Origin of the sequence: Siminovitchia fortis, assembly GCF_007681465.1 — a bacterium.
Taxonomy (GTDB): Bacteria; Bacillota; Bacilli; order Bacillales; family Bacillaceae_C; genus Siminovitchia; species Siminovitchia fortis.
Genome location: NZ_VEKZ01000071.1, coordinates 1 through 16900 on the forward strand (window position 1 = coordinate 1; position 16900 = coordinate 16900).

The 16900-nt window shown below is 43.4% G+C and carries 17 protein-coding genes and 1 riboswitch; of the genes, 13 read left to right on the forward strand and 4 right to left on the reverse strand.

Features of this window, described 5'->3' with window-relative positions:
- Window positions 1-60: 60 nt before the first annotated feature.
- Complete coding sequence (locus FS666_RS17100; RefSeq protein WP_120073606.1) at window positions 61-273, reverse strand: capping complex subunit for YIEGIA; 213 nt, start codon at window positions 271-273, stop codon at window positions 61-63.
- Window positions 274-286: 13 nt separating this feature from the next.
- On the reverse strand, window positions 287-1162 hold the full coding sequence (locus FS666_RS17105) for a YIEGIA family protein (RefSeq protein WP_120073608.1): 876 nt from the start codon (window positions 1160-1162) through the stop codon (window positions 287-289).
- A 427-nt stretch (window positions 1163-1589) separates the two neighbouring features.
- Between FS666_RS17105 and FS666_RS17110 the strand changes: the two genes are divergently transcribed.
- The 3 genes from FS666_RS17110 (at window position 1590) to FS666_RS17120 (ending at window position 4724) form a co-directional block, all read left to right on the forward strand.
- Window positions 1590-2597, forward strand: a complete 1008-nt coding sequence (locus tag FS666_RS17110; protein ID WP_120073610.1) for an ABC transporter substrate-binding protein — start codon at window positions 1590-1592, stop codon at window positions 2595-2597.
- A gap of 73 nt (window positions 2598-2670) precedes the next feature.
- Window positions 2671-3531 (forward strand): ABC transporter permease, encoded by an 861-nt coding sequence (locus FS666_RS17115; protein ID WP_120073612.1) that lies wholly within the window; start codon window positions 2671-2673, stop codon window positions 3529-3531.
- Entirely contained in the window at window positions 3528-4724 is a 1197-nt protein-coding gene (locus tag FS666_RS17120) for a quaternary amine ABC transporter ATP-binding protein (protein ID WP_120073614.1), read from the forward strand. Before FS666_RS17115 ends, FS666_RS17120 begins: the two co-directional genes overlap by 4 nt.
- Before the next feature lie 44 nt (window positions 4725-4768).
- Here the strand turns inward: FS666_RS17120 and FS666_RS17125 are convergent, their stop codons facing one another.
- Window positions 4769-4969 carry a hypothetical protein gene (locus FS666_RS17125; RefSeq protein WP_120073616.1) on the reverse strand — a complete coding sequence of 67 codons (201 nt, stop codon included), beginning with the start codon at window positions 4967-4969 and terminating at the stop codon, window positions 4769-4771.
- 182 nt (window positions 4970-5151) lie between these two features.
- Between FS666_RS17125 and FS666_RS17130 the strand changes: the two genes are divergently transcribed.
- The 9 genes from FS666_RS17130 to FS666_RS17170 all read left to right on the forward strand — a co-directional run bounded on the left by FS666_RS17130 (window position 5152) and on the right by FS666_RS17170 (window position 13425).
- A complete protein-coding gene (locus FS666_RS17130; RefSeq protein ID WP_186306604.1) occupies window positions 5152-6033 on the forward strand; it encodes an FAD synthetase family protein in 882 nt (293 codons plus the stop codon).
- 313 nt (window positions 6034-6346) lie between these two features.
- Entirely contained in the window at window positions 6347-7285 is a 939-nt protein-coding gene (locus tag FS666_RS17135; RefSeq protein ID WP_144463520.1) for an AEC family transporter, read from the forward strand.
- A gap of 83 nt (window positions 7286-7368) precedes the next feature.
- Window positions 7369-7469, forward strand: a riboswitch (TPP riboswitch).
- Between the two features lie 104 nt (window positions 7470-7573).
- Window positions 7574-8260: a thiaminase II gene (tenA, locus tag FS666_RS17140; RefSeq protein ID WP_144463519.1), complete on the forward strand. Its 687-nt coding sequence runs from the start codon at window positions 7574-7576 to the stop codon at window positions 8258-8260.
- Window positions 8261-8328: 68 nt separating this feature from the next.
- Window positions 8329-9123 carry a bifunctional hydroxymethylpyrimidine kinase/phosphomethylpyrimidine kinase gene (gene thiD, locus FS666_RS17145; RefSeq protein WP_144463518.1) on the forward strand — a complete coding sequence of 265 codons (795 nt, stop codon included), beginning with the start codon at window positions 8329-8331 and terminating at the stop codon, window positions 9121-9123.
- A 13-nt stretch (window positions 9124-9136) separates the two neighbouring features.
- Window positions 9137-9763: a thiamine phosphate synthase gene (gene thiE / locus FS666_RS17150; RefSeq protein ID WP_144463517.1), complete on the forward strand. Its 627-nt coding sequence runs from the start codon at window positions 9137-9139 to the stop codon at window positions 9761-9763.
- Between the two features lie 181 nt (window positions 9764-9944).
- Entirely contained in the window at window positions 9945-11153 is a 1209-nt protein-coding gene (locus FS666_RS17155; protein WP_144463516.1) for an MFS transporter, read from the forward strand.
- A 178-nt stretch (window positions 11154-11331) separates the two neighbouring features.
- The gene (locus FS666_RS17160; protein ID WP_144463515.1) at window positions 11332-12171 is read left to right on the forward strand and encodes a LysM peptidoglycan-binding and 3D domain-containing protein; all 840 of its coding nucleotides are present in this window, start codon (window positions 11332-11334) and stop codon (window positions 12169-12171) included.
- 92 nt (window positions 12172-12263) lie between these two features.
- Window positions 12264-12692 carry a general stress protein gene (locus FS666_RS17165; protein ID WP_186306603.1) on the forward strand — a complete coding sequence of 143 codons (429 nt, stop codon included), beginning with the start codon at window positions 12264-12266 and terminating at the stop codon, window positions 12690-12692.
- A 109-nt stretch (window positions 12693-12801) separates the two neighbouring features.
- On the forward strand, window positions 12802-13425 hold the full coding sequence (locus tag FS666_RS17170) for a lytic transglycosylase domain-containing protein (RefSeq protein WP_186306602.1): 624 nt from the start codon (window positions 12802-12804) through the stop codon (window positions 13423-13425).
- 35 nt (window positions 13426-13460) lie between these two features.
- Here FS666_RS17170 and FS666_RS17175 read toward each other — a convergent pair whose 3' ends face one another.
- The gene (locus FS666_RS17175; RefSeq protein ID WP_120073633.1) at window positions 13461-13721 is read right to left on the reverse strand and encodes a GlsB/YeaQ/YmgE family stress response membrane protein; all 261 of its coding nucleotides are present in this window, start codon (window positions 13719-13721) and stop codon (window positions 13461-13463) included.
- Window positions 13722-14051: 330 nt separating this feature from the next.
- Here FS666_RS17175 and acnA point away from each other — a divergent pair, with 330 nt between their 5' ends.
- Window positions 14052-16769, forward strand: coding sequence for an aconitate hydratase AcnA (acnA, locus tag FS666_RS17180; protein WP_144463513.1), 2718 nt, complete (start codon window positions 14052-14054; stop codon window positions 16767-16769).
- The last annotated feature ends 131 nt before the right edge of the window (window positions 16770-16900 follow it).

Genomic DNA, 16900 nt, shown 5'->3' on the forward strand with positions numbered 1-16900 from the left:
TACAAATTATCGGATATCCTCTAAACAAAAAAGGACCGGGCGGTTTTTGCCCGGTTTTTCTTATCTTGCCACGATAATGACAGTTTCATTATTAATTTCATGGGAGGAAGCGTCTAATATTCTTTCTAGGTTTTGGCTCAGCTCCTGCAGCGCCTCCTGGTCCTTTGATAAGAAGACTGGCACACCGCTGTTGATGACCAGATCCTTATCTGTGGTAATGATTGCTTTTATATCTGGGTTTTCAGCCACTTGTTCATTCTTCCTTTCGGACATGGGAGGATTCCTCCTATTTGCCTTTGTTCCCTTCGCTTGGCAGCCTTATCGCGCTGTCAAGCACAGGGACATGCTCGAGCACCGTTTTGATTTGTTGAAATTCCTTCTCTTGCGGCATGAGAAACAAGGCGACTCTCCCGTCATCCATATTTCTTTTTGAGAGGGGAACAATATCTGGTTCACCTGTATCCAGGTAGGCCCCCAATATATTGGCAACGTGATGGAGCATGGCCTGCCTTTGTCCAAGATTTGAGATGATCACAACGCTGTTTTCATTTCTTGGCGTAATGATGGCTCCAACCCCCCGTTCCAAAATCAACTTTCGGCTTGCTTCCAATCCGACATTTTTTATATGAATATCACCGACATAAAGATTAGGCCCTTCAAAACGAATAACCCCCTCGGAGACGTCGGCGATTGCTGCCAAAATGTTCCCTGTCATCTTATGCTTTACTATAAAAAGCATGATGATCCCGGCGACAATGCCTGCCCATGGTAAAAAAACGGTAAACAGGGCGGTAATCAGGGCAGTAAACATGACAAGATAGTTTCTGCTTTCAAAAGCTTGGGCCATCCCTTCTATGAAAGGTGTTCCGCGTTTTACCAGTTCGCTTGAATCTATATTTGTCAGTGTCTCCCGCTCCATTTTTCTCACTTCCCGGAATTGGGTTGCTGCCAGTCCCAAAAAAGTGACGGCGGTCCAATTCGATTCAAGTACCGCCGGGACGGCAACTGCTCCGATAAAAGAAGCAATAAATCCCATTGAGAGGTGAATGATCCGTCCCTGCGGATATGTCGGGTACTGCCTGAAGTCAGTGCGAAGCAACAACCCCCGGGCTATACAGCCAAAAAAAATTCCGATTAGCACGGCCAACAAATTTTGATCCATATAGATACTCCTTTTTAAACACGGCAACTGTCCTAATATATTAGCTTAACCACCCGGAAAGATTATATGCCCGGACGAAGACAAGGAGAATTTGGGCTTGAAAAAAGGAATAAAAAAGTTTATTAAAGCTGAAGCAGGGTATTGGTACCTACCTGAATAAAAATCTATTGAACAGGGTAGATAAACAGAGCATTCAGCAATATAAGTAAACGACGGCAGATAAATTCCAGGCTAACTCTGTCTCAGCGGGATTAATCACTTAAATCGGCGCTTATACTCGTTTGATATCATCATGCTAGTTCGATAAGCTAAAACAGTGGAACATGTTTCGAAGCATTTTATTCAATTTTTCACTCATTTTGTTACGTAATAAAATGACGGACTTCAAGTCTAAAACATTTATAAAAAGAGAAAAGGAGAAGAAAACGTGAAAAAAATCGGCAGCATTCTAGCCGCAGCAACGCTCCTTTTGTTAACAGCTTGCGGGGGAAGCGGAAGCAGTGAAAGAAAATCCAAAAATGGAATGGATAAGATAGTATTTGCTGATGCAGGGTGGGACAGCATCAGGATTCATAACGCAATTGCCCAAAAAATCATTGAAGAAGGATATGGATATAAAACCGATGTGACAGCGGGATCAACCTCAGCCACACTTCAAGGGCTAAGAAAAGGCGATATTGATGTATACATGGAAGTTTGGACAGACAATGTCAAGGAAGTGTATGAAGACGCCATTGAATCAGGCGATATTATTAAAACTTCGGTCAATTTCGATGACAACGACCAAGGCCTGTATGTTCCTTCCTATGTCATTCACGGTGATAAAGAGCGCGGCATCAAACCACTGGCACCGGATTTAAAAACAGTGGAAGATTTAAAAAAATATCCCGATGTTTTTGCGGATCCTGAGGATCCCGACCGGGGAAGGGTGATCAATGCACCGAGCGGCTGGGTGGTGGCTGATCATATTGATGCTAAGTTTGAAGCCTACGGCCTGGATAAAACACTCAACAATTTCAAGCCTGGATCAGATTCGGCAATAGTTGCGTCACTGGTTGATGCTTATAAATCAGGAAAAGGCTGGGTCGGATATTATTGGTCCCCGACAGCGATCACTGCCAAGTATGATCTAGTCCTGCTCGAAGAACCGGAATATGATGAAAAAACTTGGGAAGAAACAAAAAAGACAAAATTCCCTCCAAATGACGTCGTCACAGCGGTAAACAAAAAAATGCCTGAGAAGGCACCTGAAGCTGTGGAATTTCTTAAAAATTATGAAACCAGCAGTGCATTGACGGAGGAAGCCCTGCAATACATGGAAGACGAAGGAGCCTCGGCCGAAGAAGCCGCCATTTGGTGGATGAAGGAGCACGAAGATGTGTGGACGAAATGGATCCCTGAAGATAAAGCACAAAAAGTAAAGGAAGCACTTTAAGTATCTGGCAGCTGGCCGCTTGTGCCGGCTGCTTTTTCTCAATCGAAATTAGAGAATGGGTGAGGGTAATAGTATGATGGAATTTCCGGATATAAGGACAAATTTAGGCAGTTATGCCAGCGATCTTGTCGATTTTCTTGACAGGACCCTGGAAGGATTTTTTGACTTTCTCTTTTTGATTACTTCCAAGTCAATCAATGGGATACAGGATTTTTTATTGTGGATGCCCTGGTGGTTTTTTATCATTGTGGTCTTTTTGCTCGGATGGTACTTCCGATCTGTTTTTTCAGGTGTTTTATATGCGGCATTTATCTTTTTGATCGGTACATTTGGCTTGTGGGAAGATATGATGACAACAATCGCCATTATCGTGACCGCAGTTCTCATATGCCTGGTTATCGGCATTCCATTGGGGATATGGATGTCTTACAGCAAGGGCTTTTCGACAGTTATGCGACCGATTTTGGATGCGATGCAAACAATGCCGAGCTTTGTTTATTTGATTCCTGCCATCTTTTTCTTCGGTTTAGGTAACGTCTCCGCGATTTTCGCTACTCTTATATACGCTTTGCCGCCTGTTATCCGATTAACCGAGCTTGCTATCCGTGGTGTTGATAAAGAAGTCATTGAGTCGGCGCAGTCATTTGGATCATCCAGATGGCAAATGCTGCGAAAAGTCCAGCTTCCCCAAGCTCTGCCTACCATCATGGCCGGAGTAAACCAGACAACGATGATGGCACTTGCCATGGTTGTCATTGCTTCCATGGTCGGCGCATCAGGCCTGGGAGAACAAGTTCTTGTCGCGATTAACCGCATCGATATTGCATTGGGCTTCGAGGCTGGGATAAGCATTGTGTTTTTAGCCATTATTATTGACCGGATTACGAATGGCGCCGCCGATAAGTTTCAAAAACACAGGAGGGTAGGGCAATGACAACACAAATCAAGGTTGAGCATGTTTCAAAAATATTCGGCCCCAAACCGAAGTCTGTCATCCCTTTGATTAAAAAAGGCATGTCCAAGGCAGAAATTCTGAAGAAGACCGGGCATACAGTAGGCGTTTACGATGCCTCGCTTGAAATAAAAAAAGGTGAAATTTTTGTGATTATGGGCTTGTCCGGCAGTGGGAAATCCACTTTGATCCGCTGTTTTAATCTATTGAATAAACCGACCGACGGTGCGATCTATATAGACAATGAAAATATTATGAAATGCGGCAATGCTGGATTAAAGAAAGTAAGGCAGGAAAAGATCGCCATGGTTTTTCAGCATTTCGGGCTGTTCAGCCATAGGACGGTTCTTGCAAATGTGGAATACGGTCTTGAAATCCGCCAAATCCCAAAAAAGGAGCGGAGAGAAATTGCATTGAAAAATATCGAGATCGTGGGCTTGAAGGGATATGAGGATAAATATCCGGATGAATTGTCCGGAGGAATGCAACAGCGGGTCGGATTGGCCCGGGCATTATCAAATGATCCCGACATCCTGTTGATGGATGAACCTTTCAGCGCACTGGACCCCCTGATCCGGAGAGAAATGCAGATTGAACTGCTCGATATCCAAAACAGGCTGCAAAAAACCATCATTTTCATAACGCATGATGTGAACGAGGCATTCAAAATGGGGGACCGGGTAGCCGTTATGAAAGACGGGCATGTTGTCCAAGTCGGCACACCGGAAGAAATAATCGAAAACCCTGCAAATGACTATATCTCCGAGTTTATCAAAGACATCGACCGATCAAGAGTGATTCAGGCCAGTCATGTGATGATCAAGCCGAATGCTCTCGTCTCCTTAAAGGACGGCTTGAATGTGGCAATCAAGGAAATGCAGGCAAACGGAATTTCAAGCGTCTTTGTCGTTGACCGCCAACGCAGCGTGAAGGGAATTGTAACGATTGATGATGCAATCAAGGGACTTAGAGAGAAAAAACGGCTGGAAGAAGTAATGCGTCATGATATAACGGTGGTAGATGAAGATGTATATGTGAGTGATTTGATTCCGAAAGTGTTGGAATCGAAATTTCCACTTGCTGTCGTAAATGAAGAGAATAAGCTGACAGGGTTCATTTTACGTGTCCATGTTCTGGCAAGTTTGACACCGGAAAACGGGATTGAAATACAGTAATCAGAAAAGAGGAGCCAGCTTAATATCTGCTCCTCTTTTTTGTATCACCTTGATAACAGCGACCTGAGCGCTTTTACAATAAGGACTACGGAAAAAAGAACGATGATGATGACAGAAACGATCATAATGACTGTTGAAAAAGCTGCAAGAGGTCCTGGAAGAAGAATTGTCAAATACAGAAGGGCGTATCCGGCAACAATGGCTGCCAGATAAAGGCCAAAAGATGTATTTTCAAAGAAAGACATGGTAACACACCCCCTTTACCATCATTTTATGTACAACCCAAGACATTGGTGAGGCCAATTTATTGAATGAAATAGAAAGGGATTTAAGAATTATATGATAATTATTGAAATCGTATATGAAGTGGTATATGATACAGAAAAGAACAACCTTCCTGTAAAAAACGATGACGGTGGTGTTAGAAGTGGAAACAGTTTATATAAAAGGACCGTTTGATGTGAAAGCGCTGGAAAATGAACCATGTGTCATGGCTCTTGGTTTTTTTGACGGCGTTCATTTGGGACATCGGAAATTGATTGAAACCTCCAGAGGCATTGCCGAACGGAAAAATCTCACATTGGCAGTAATGACCTTCTTTCCTCATCCGAGCAATGTCCTGCCAACGAATCAAAAAATAAGCAAATATTTATCACCTTTAGATGCCAAAAAGGAGATTTTTAAAGATTTAGGTGTTGAAAAACTTTTTATTGTGACATTTAATCACGAATTCGCCAAACTTGCACCAGCGGATTTCGTTCAAGAGTATATTTGCGGATTAAATTGCACACATGTTGTGGCCGGATTTGATTTCACCTATGGATACAAAGGCCAGGGAAACATGGACCGCATAAGGGATGACGGAGATGGAGAATTTGATATCACGGTTGTTTCTAAGGAAACGTATAAGAATATTAAGATCAGCTCCACTAAAATAAGGGAACTATTAAATGGCGGAGCGGTGGAGCTGGTCCCTCATTTTTTGGGAAACTTTTACTCTACCTGCGGACAAATTGAAGATGAATCATACGATTTAAAAAATCAAAAGACAATGGTGAAAGTATCTTTCAAGGATTATATGCTTCCTCGAAAAGGAACGTATTTGGTTCGTTTGAAGACGGAGCAGGACATGATTGAAGGAATCTGTACACTTTCTGAAAATACTCCGGACGTCCATACAATTCGTGTTCATTCGAATGATAGGCTGCATCTAAAGCCCACTGTTAAGATCGAATGGATTTCAGAACTGGAAACGCTGCCAAAAGGCGAAGGGGCCGGGACGGAAGAAAAAGGGCAGATGGTTGTTTGATACTGTTCATTTTTATCCCGCATTAACGGGCAGTAAGACTCCCACCTCAAAACTTTAATGAATCGGGTAGTTTAGGTGGAAGATCAACTGCCCGTAAAAGCCCGATTCGTTCAACTAACAATCAGTGGGGGATGAAGAAAACCCCCACTGATTGAAGTTTCACTTTATCTGTTGTCTTACAAAAAACTTTATGTATAATTAAACGAGTGAAGAATGATGCATTGACTGCATTCTATTGAAAAAAGATGCGGCCAATCGATTTCTTCGCTTTTTTCTGTTAATGTCAGTTTTCGGTGCGGAAATGGGGAGAGAAATGGAGTTTACAATTGTTTTTCAATCAATACTTATTATTACGATGATGATTATCATCGGTGCGATATTGGCAAGAACTTCGCCGCTAAATAATGAAACACGGACCTTATTCATCAATATGATCGTTAATGTGGCAATGCCATGCATCATTCTATCAAGTATTTTCCATGTAGATATGAATGAAGATATGTTCCGGAAAATTGTATTGGTTTTTGTGTTATCCATTATTATTAATGTTGTCGGTATCGCAATGGGCTGGATTTTTGCGAACCTTTTTCAAAAAGGGTCGAACCGCACCAGAGAAATTGCTTTACTGTCAGGACTCGGTAATACCGGCTTTATCGGAATCCCGCTGTGCGCTGCATTATTGGGCCCTGAAGGGGCGCTGTATGCGGCTATTTTTGATGCCGGAGTTGACGTCACAATTTGGACAGTCGGGGTTGTGATGTTGCAGAAGAACCGGAAATTTGCATTGCAAACATTAAAATCGATGATTAACATTCCGACAGCTGCCATCGTCATCGGCTTGTTTGCTGCTTTTTTCAATATGAAGCCTCCGGAAATAATCATCGGATTGACAGATCGGCTTGCCGCCCTGGCAGCTCCGCTCGCCATGTTTTATATTGGGATGATGATTATGGGGCTGCAGCGGGGAATTGTCCGCCAGTCTGTGCCCCAAACATGGGTTCCGATTACAGTAAAGCTCATATTGCTTCCGATTGCCACCATATTTATGATTCATTTCTTTAATTTTGATGCTGTGTTGATACAAACGGTGCTCATTCAATCGATGATGCCTACCATTACGTTGGCATCCATTCTGTTTGCCAGGTATTCGGCCGATGAACAGATGGGGGCTTTAACTACCGTTCTATCTACGCTTCTCGGGTTGATCACCATCCCGTTCATGGTCTATATCATGAGCTTATTTATCAACTAGGCTTGCTTTTTGAAATATTCCTGCTATAGTGAAGATTGAACGCATCTCTTATTTCTTCGTTTAATCCAAAAACAGAATACGATTGTGTCTGCTAGGGGAGCTTTATGCTGAGAGAAATCATTGATTGATACCCTTTGAACCTGATCTGGTTTATGCCAGCGTAGGGAAGCAGGCTGAGAATACGTTATTTGTATTGCTATGCAGCCGCTTCCTTTTTAGAGGGGCGGTTTTTTGCGTTTAATAAGCGGGGATGAGAGGCGCAATAAACATGAAGGAGCTGTACATAAAATGCGAGTGGACAAGATGTTATTTACTGACAGACTTTATGAAAATGCCAAGGAAATTTGGGAAAAGAGCTATCAGCATCCGTTTGTTCAAGGAATCGGGGACGGGACGCTCTCTGAAGATAAGTTCGTCTACTATATGAAACAAGATTATGTCTACCTGATCGATTATGTAAAACTGTTTGCCATCGGCGTGCAAAAGTCTCAGAATCTCGAAACGATGGAGCGGTTTGCCCATTTGCTTCATGAACATCTTCATTTTGAGATGGAGCTGCATCGGCAGTATGCTGCAGAATTCGGAATAACAAGGGATGAATTGGAGGAAACCGAACCAACACCTGTTAATCTTGCCTATACCCGCTATATGTTAAATGTCGCCCACAACGGAACACTTGCCGAATTGATTGCAGCTTTGCTCCCATGTGCCTGGCATTATGCTGAAACCGGCAAACGGCTGAAAGAACAATATAAAGGCAGTTTGGAAAGCAATCCTTACAAGAAATGGGTAGAAACATACTCATCAGAAGAGTTTGGCGCATTGGGAGAATGGCTGATTGAATTACTGAATGAGCTGACAAACGGTAAGCCGGAAAGAGAACTGGCGCTGCTTGAAAAGCATTTCCTGATCACATCCAAATATGAATATCTCTTCTGGGATATGAATTACCACAAACAAGAATGGCAGATCTGATGTTTGTCTTATGAGCAGGTGGGGTGCTCATGATGGTATAAAAAATAGAGCGATTGGAGGTTTGCTTCATGAAAACAGCACTTACCATCGCCGGCTCTGATTCAGGGGGCGGAGCCGGGATACAAGCGGATTTAAAAACATTCTCTGCCCTGGGAGTATTCGGGATGTCAGCGATTACAGCCATCACTGCCCAGAATACTGTAGAAGTCAGATCTGTTCAAAATATTGACTTGGATATGATCAGTGATCAGATTGCAGCCGTTTTTGACGATATAGGCGTGGATGCTGTAAAAATAGGCATGCTGGGTAATTCGGCAATCATCAAAACAGTTGCAAAAAGTCTAATAAAATACAAACCGGAGCATGTTGTACTGGATCCTGTCATGGTTTCAAAGGGGGGCCACCATTTGCTGGAACTCAATGCTGTCGCTGAACTCAATGAAATTCTGCTGCCATTGTCTTCGCTGGTTACCCCGAATATTCCTGAAGCCGAAATTTTATCCGGCAGGAAGATAAATTCGGAACCTGATATGTATAAGGCTTGCCGGGATATCATGGAAAAAGGGCCAAAAGCAGTGCTCATAAAAGGCGGTCATCTGGATGGGGACCCCAATGACCTGTTTTACGACGGAAAACAATTTCATTTATTTAAAGGTGAACGGGTTGAAACGAAAAATGTCCACGGGACCGGATGCACGCTTTCATCCGCCATTGCTGCTCACTTGGCGAAAGGTGAGAGTATGTTGACGGCCATCGGAAATGCGAAGGATTACATTACGGCTGCCATTGCCGAAAGCCTAGACATCGGACAAGGACACGGCCCGGCCAATCATTTTCACCATTTTTATGAGCAGGTCTATTAAGGGGTAGGGGTAATTGAAGTATGATATTAATTATAAACTATATTTAGTGACAGAAGAAGATATGCCTTTCGAACAGCTTTTGCCGGTCATCAAACAGGCCGTAAGCGGGGGTGTAAGCCTCGTTCAATTAAGGGAAAAAAGTTCTGAAGGGCGGATTTTTTATGAGAAGGCCCTTAAATTGAAAAGCTTCCTCGATACATTATCCATACCATTAATTATAAATGACCGTGTGGATGTTGCTTTGGCAGTAGGTGCCGCAGGAGTCCATGTCGGACAATCAGATCTTCCGCTGGAAGCGGTAAAAAAGATCATTCCGGATTCCATGGTTGTCGGAATATCCGCCCGTACCGTGGAGGAAGCCGTTCTTGCAGAGGAAAAGGGGGCGGATTATATTGGCGTAGGTTCCATCTTTCCGACATTGTCAAAACCTGATGCCAAGCTCCTTCCGAAAGGAATGCTGGAAAAAATAATTGAATCCGTAACCATTCCTGTTGTAGCCATCGGCGGCATAACCGAACAAAACGCAGGAATGCTTCAGGAATATAAGATAGACGGATTAGCTGTAATATCATCAATTACAAGAGCTGCCGATCCAAAATCTGCAGCGGAGCGGTTATTAAAAAATGCATTTAGAGGATAAAATTAAACATGAAAGCCGGCCTTGTTGTCAAGGGCCGGTTTTTTCAGCTGCAAAGGAAAAAGGATTGCTTATGCTTAAACAAAAGCTTCGCACGACGAAATATTATTCTTGTATTATTTTCCTATTCGCTATATGTTTAAAAGAGCAGTGTTCCAAGTTTTTTTAGCGAAAGGTGAAAATAATGAAAAGAGAAAACAGTTCAACCAGGGGTAAATTATGGACAAAATCCTTCACGTTGTTAGTCCTTGCAAATTTGTTTATATTTATGAGTTTCCAGATGCTGATTCCGACAGTCCCGCCTTATGTAAAGAAGCTGGGGGCCTCAGGCATTGAGATTGGCATGGTCACCATGGTATTTTCGATTGGTGCTGTACTTATCAGGCCCTTTATCGGTTATTTATTGGAGTTTTGCCAACGGCGGTGGCTTATTTTAATTGGAGCGGCAGGCCTTCTGCTTGTTACCATTCTGTATCCCCTTACGCAAATCGTGTTCATCCTGTTGTTATTCCGGTTTCTGCATGGATTTATGTGGGGATGGTCTTCAACCGTTAATGGAACGGCTGCGGTTGATATCGTGCCCAATGACCGAATCGGGGAAGGGATGGGGTATTTTGGGCTCTCCATAACAGTTGGCATGATCATCGCTCCCAGTGTCGGTATATTTTTGTATCAACATTATTCCTTTGATATCATGATCATTTTTTCCGCAGTTCTGGGTTTTATCGCCCTCATAATGTTTTCTATTATAAAATATCAAACACCGGAAAGCGTAAAAATGATAAAAAAAGAGGATGTTCGTTTTTCTTTTTCGGGATCGTTCATCGAAACGTCCAGCTGGTTCCCGGCTTTTATCACATTGCTGGCCACTTTTGGGTATGGCACGATTGTCACGTTTATCGTTATTTTTTCCGAAGAGCGCGGAATTGACCAAATTTTTTTATTCTATATTTTGAATGCTGTTACCGCAACACTTGTCCGCCCGGTAACGGGAAGGTGGTTCGACAGGAACGGGCCAAAGATTTTGGTGATCGTTTGTTCGAGCCTGACTTTCATATCCATGTGGATATTATCTTTCTCAACCGGCTGGGAGGGAATTGCCATTTCAGGCTGCTTATTCGGAGCCGGATATGGTTCTTTGATTCCTGCCCTTCAGGCATGGGTACTGGCAAAAACGCCAAAAACCCGGAGAGGAGTGGCAAATGGGATGTTTTATTCAGCAATCGATGTGGGGATCGGGATGAGCGGACTAGTTTTTGGAATGGTTGCCCTATTTATTGATACAGCAAAATTATTCCAAATCTCCAGCTTTTTCTTTATTGCTGTCATAGCTTTCACATTATTTGCCGGGGAAAAAACATTTTACCAGCACAGCAAGGATGTCGATATTTGAAAAGCGCCTTTGTCCCTATTTGCATGCATTTATCTAATACTATCGTAATGTGCCGGATGTAACAGCATGCAATATATTTGTAATAGAAGATAAATAATCCTGTTATTCGTTTGATATGTTCCTCTGTTAGCATAGTCATCGTTAGCGATCTTCGACTAACAAAAAAGGAGGAACAAAAATGAGAAAAAAGCTTATCGCATTTTTCACAGGGGCCATCATTGCAGGGGTATTTGCAGGTGGGCAGGCATCAGCTGCAGCAGAGGCATATGAGGTTCAGCAGGGCGATTCTTTATGGAGCATCTCGCAAAAGTACGGAACCTCAGTCCAACAGTTAAAGTCCTGGAACAATCTTTCCAGCGATCTCATTTTTCCCAATCAGCAGCTACATATTTCTGCCGATACGGCTGTTAATAAGGAACAAAATATAGATGATATATATACAGTTAAATCAGGGGATTCCTTATGGAAAATCTCACAAAAATTTGGAGTCCAAGTCAATGAGTTAAAAGCTTGGAACAATTTATCATCTGAACTGATTCACCCCGGCCAGAAGCTGGCGGTACAAGGCAGTGCAGTTCCGGTGCAGACTGAGGCGGTAAACACAGTTTCAGAACAACCGGCACCTGCTCCTGCACCTGAATCTGAGCCTGCACCGCAGCCTGCACCTGAACCTGAACCAGCTCAAGCACCTGCTCCTGCTGAAAAGGAAGTGTCCGCAAGCCCGCAAGGCAAGGAAATGACTGTAACGGCAACAGCCTATACTGCTAGTTGCAATGGCTGTTCCGGTGTTACGGCAACAGGCATCGATCTTCGGGCAAATCCCGGACAAAAGGTGATAGCCGTGGATCCATCCGTCATCCCACTCGGTTCAAAGGTTTTTGTGGAGGGATACGGAACAGCGATTGCCGGTGATACAGGCGGAGCCATCAAAGGCAACAAAATTGACGTTTTTGTGCCGTCAAAATCGGAAGCAATGAATTTCGGTGTCAAAACGGTAAAAATTAAAGTGCTGCATTAATAAATCACCTTTGAGAGACCTAACCACGAACGGTTAGGTCTTGTTTTATATAGGCAGGAAAAGGGGTACAATAATGGAAAGGAGGAATGGGCATGAGTATTAGTGTTGTAGGCATATACGATACAGAGGAAGAAGTGATAGGCGTCATCAAAACATTTCTTCTTGAAGGCTTTAAAGAGGAGAATTTCTCTGTTTTGGCAGTGGATGAATCCAAAACAGAATTAATCGAAAATGAAACAAATGTTCACGACAGGCATGCGGCCAGCGAAGAGGCATTTGGAATCATCAGCGGTTTTCTCACAGGGATCAGCGGAGGATTTGTCGTCCCCGGGTTGACGGTTCCGGGATTGGGCCCTATTATTGCCGCCGGTCCCTTGGCATCACTCATAGAAGGGAAAAGCCATAAGGATGTCAAGGATCTGTTGATTGCATCGGGATTAAAAGCGGAAGAGGCAAAAAAGTATGCTGATCAGCTGTATGAAGGCAAAATCATATTATTTTATGAAAGCGGAGCATCATAAGCAGGCCGGTTTTCCTTGCCAAAAACGGAAAACTTTCCGATAATGGGAGAGCGGGCAGGGATGATTGCCCAATCATGGCAGGGTGCTGTTTGAGAAGGAGAGACTATAAATGAATAAAATAAGCAAAAAAAGACCTGCGGTTCAAAGTAAACCATCCAAAAGAAAACGCAGGGTTTTGCTTATGCTCATATTGCCTTTTGCAGCCTTTATGCTGTTGCTTACATATTTGGACAAACAAAACATAGAGAAACAAGATCCACAGCCCAATGAGGAAGTTCCAAGTGAATTCATGCCAATATATAAAGCCGCCGAAATGGAATACGGTGTTCCCTGGTATTTGTTGGCGGCACATCACCGGGTTGAAACGATTTTTTCCACAATGGATCCAATGATTTCTCCTGTTGGTGCCGAGGGACATATGCAGTTCATGCCATGTACATTTGTAGGCTGGTCACATCCCAGTTGCGACGGGCTTGGTACAGGCGATATCCCCGAAGATGAAAAAACCGATCCTGCTGTGATAAAAAAATACGGCGGATACGGCGTTGATGCTAATGGGGATGGCAAGGCCGATCCATGGGATATCGAAGACTCGATATTTACTGCAGCGAATTATTTGGCAAAAAACGGAGCAGCAGCAGGCGACTTCGAGAAAGCCGTTTTTGCCTATAACCACAGCAACGAATATGTCGAGGAAGTTTTATATTACGCTGAAAAGTATCAAAGAAAATAGAAAACGGGAGCATAAGCTCCCGAATCCAAGGCAATTTAAGATTTGCGGCCTCTGGCCATGGCTCCCATAATAAGGCTGAGAACCAATACCAATATAATGGCTCCGATCAACGCAGGAACAATTGCGATGCCCGCCATCGTTGGTCCCCAATTCCCGAATAACGCCCCGCCAATCCATGCTCCAATAATACCTGCAATGATATTACCAATAATTCCTCCAGGAACGTCCTTCCCTAAAATCAATCCGGCAAGCCAACCGATAATTCCGCCAACAATCAGATATAATAGAAAGCCCATGTAAAATCATCTCCTTCTTGGATTTTTCTTTTTGCCTTTGTTTTATTATTGCCTGATCACCTAAAGGATAAACATTTTTTTACCTTCCCATGCTATCTCGTTTTTCATTGTGAAGAGCAAAATTTCCGACAGATTATCCCAAAATTCGTTATCGAGAAGCTGGATAAACATTATTTTTAATAAGTGATACTTATTGTTTTCAATAACTTTCTTATTATTTACTTATGCCCCAATATGTAATATGATTAAATTGTGAACAAAGCCAATTCCTTTTCGGGATTGGCAAAATTGCTGTTCGGAAAAGAAAAATGATCAAAAGGGGTAATTGAAATGGCAAAAACCAAAAACGACATTTTTAACGCCCGCTCATCTTTTGAGATTGATGGCAAACGGTATCATTTTTACCGCTTGTCCGCCTTGGAAGATGGGGGAGTGGCATCGATCTCCCGTTTGCCATATTCCATTAAAGTACTCTTGGAATCTGTCCTTAGGCAATATGACGGACGAGTCATTACAAAAGAGCACGTAGAAAACTTGGCAAAATGGGCAACCGGGGAAGTTCAGGATGGGGAAGTTCCATTTAAGCCTTCCCGTGTCATTTTGCAGGATTTCACAGGTGTGCCGGCTGTAGTTGATTTGGCTGCATTAAGAAAAGCCATGTCAGACCTTGGCGGAGACGCAGAAAAAATCAATCCTGAAATTCCGGTTGATTTGGTAATCGACCACTCTGTACAGGTGGATACGTATGGTTCTCCTCAAGCTCTTCAAATGAACATGGACTATGAATTTGAACGTAATGCGGAACGCTATGAATTTTTAAGCTGGGCACAAAAAGCATTTAAAAATTACCGTGCGGTCCCTCCTGCAACAGGAATTGTCCACCAGGTGAACCTTGAGTACCTTGCGAATGTTGTTCATTCCATTGAAACTCCGGATGGAGATTATGAGGCGTTTCCGGATACTCTTGTCGGAACAGACTCCCATACGACAATGATCAATGGTATCGGCGTTCTCGGATGGGGTGTCGGCGGAATTGAAGCCGAGGCCGGCATGCTGGGGCAACCGTCTTATTTCCCTATTCCTGAGGTAGTAGGCGTAAAGCTTACCGGAGAACTGCCTAACGGAGCAACCGCGACTGACTTGGCATTAAAAGTGACAAATGTTCTCCGCACACATGGAGTTGTCGGCAAATTTGTAGAGTTCTTCGGAGAAGGTGTCGCCACGTTGCCGCTTGCTGATCGTGCGACGGTTGCCAATATGGCACCTGAATATGGTGCGACATGCGGATTTTTCCCTGTTGATGAGGAAACTTTGAACTATCTTCGTTTGACAGGGCGCCCTGAAGAACAAGTACAGCTTGTCGAGAAATATTTGCGTGAGAACGATATGTTCTTCACTGTAGATAAAGAGGAGCCTGTTTACAAAGATATTGTAGAAATTGACCTTTCAGAAATAGAAGCAAATCTTTCCGGGCCAAAACGTCCGCAGGACTTGATTCCCCTTTCTCAGATGAAGAGTACGTTCAAGGAAGCATTGAGTGCACCGGTCAGCAACCAAAGTTTCGGGCTTGAACCGGCAGAAATCACTAAAGAAGTGAAAGTCAAGTTCGATGACGGCACTGAAGAAAAAATGAAAACAGGTGCTGTTGTCATTGCAGCCATTACAAGCTGTACAAACACTTCTAACCCGTATGTGATGCTCGGAGCCGGGCTGCTTGCTAAAAAAGCTGTTGAAAAAGGGTTGCAAGTACCGAAATATGTAAAAACATCTCTTGCACCGGGTTCCAAAGTTGTTACAGGATATTTGCGTGATGCGGGCCTAATGCCTTATTTGTCCAAGCTTGGATTCGATCTTGTAGGTTACGGCTGTACGACATGTATCGGAAACTCCGGTCCATTAAAAGAAGAAATTGAAAAGTCGATTATAGAGAACGATCTTCTTGTCACTTCTGTACTTTCCGGAAACCGTAACTTCGAAGGCCGTATTCATCCGCTTGTAAAAGGGAACTATCTTGCATCACCTCCGCTTGTAGTTGCCTATGCGCTTGCCGGGACTGTAGATATTGATTTAACAAAAGAGCCGCTTGGAAAAGATGCTGACGGCAATGACATATTTATGAAAGATATCTGGCCAACCAAGGAAGAGGTGGCAGAAACGGTCAAAAAGACTGTTACACCTGAATTATTCCGTAAGGAATATGAACATGTATTCAGCGATAATAAGCGCTGGAACGAAATTAAAACGAGCAACGAACCACTTTACAATTGGAATTCTGAGTCAACGTATATTCAAAATCCGCCGTTCTTTGAAAACTTATCAAAAGAATTGGCTACAATTGAACCATTGAAGAATTTGCGCATTGTAGGGAAATTCGGGGACTCTGTAACAACAGACCATATTTCTCCGGCAGGGGCAATCGGAAAGGACACGCCTGCAGGAAAATACCTGCTTGAGCATGGCGTACAGCCGCGTGATTTTAACTCTTACGGTTCACGAAGAGGAAACCATGAGGTCATGATGCGCGGTACATTTGCCAATATCCGCATTCGCAACCAGGTTGCGCCAGGAACAGAAGGCGGTTATTCCACATACTGGCCTACAGGAGAAGTCGGATCCATGTATGATACATGCATGAGATATAAGGAAGATGGAACAGGACTCGTCGTTCTTGCAGGTAAAGACTATGGAATGGGTTCATCCCGTGACTGGGCGGCAAAAGGAACCTACCTGCTCGGCATTAAAACGGTCATTGCAGAAAGCTATGAACGTATTCACCGTTCAAACCTTGCCATGATGGGCGTCCTTCCTTTACAGTTCAAAAAAGGTGAAAATGCGGATGTACTCGGATTGACAGGAAAAGAAGTCATCAATGTTCAAATCGATGAAAATGTCAAACCCCGTGATATTGTAAAAGTCACAGCAGTTGCAGAGGATGGAAGCAAAACGGAATTTGAAGCACTCGTCCGCTTTGACTCTGTCGTGGAAATCGACTATTACCGCAATGGCGGTATCCTGCCATTGGTTCTTCGCGGGAAAATAGCTGAATAACTGAAAAGGCACTGCAGCCGGAGAAGCATCCTGCCATATGGCGGGATGTTTTTTTATAGTTAAAGCATAAAATTTCACCGAATTTTCTCTTCAAACAAAGATTACATAATGTCCAGCTCCAGGCGCCATCG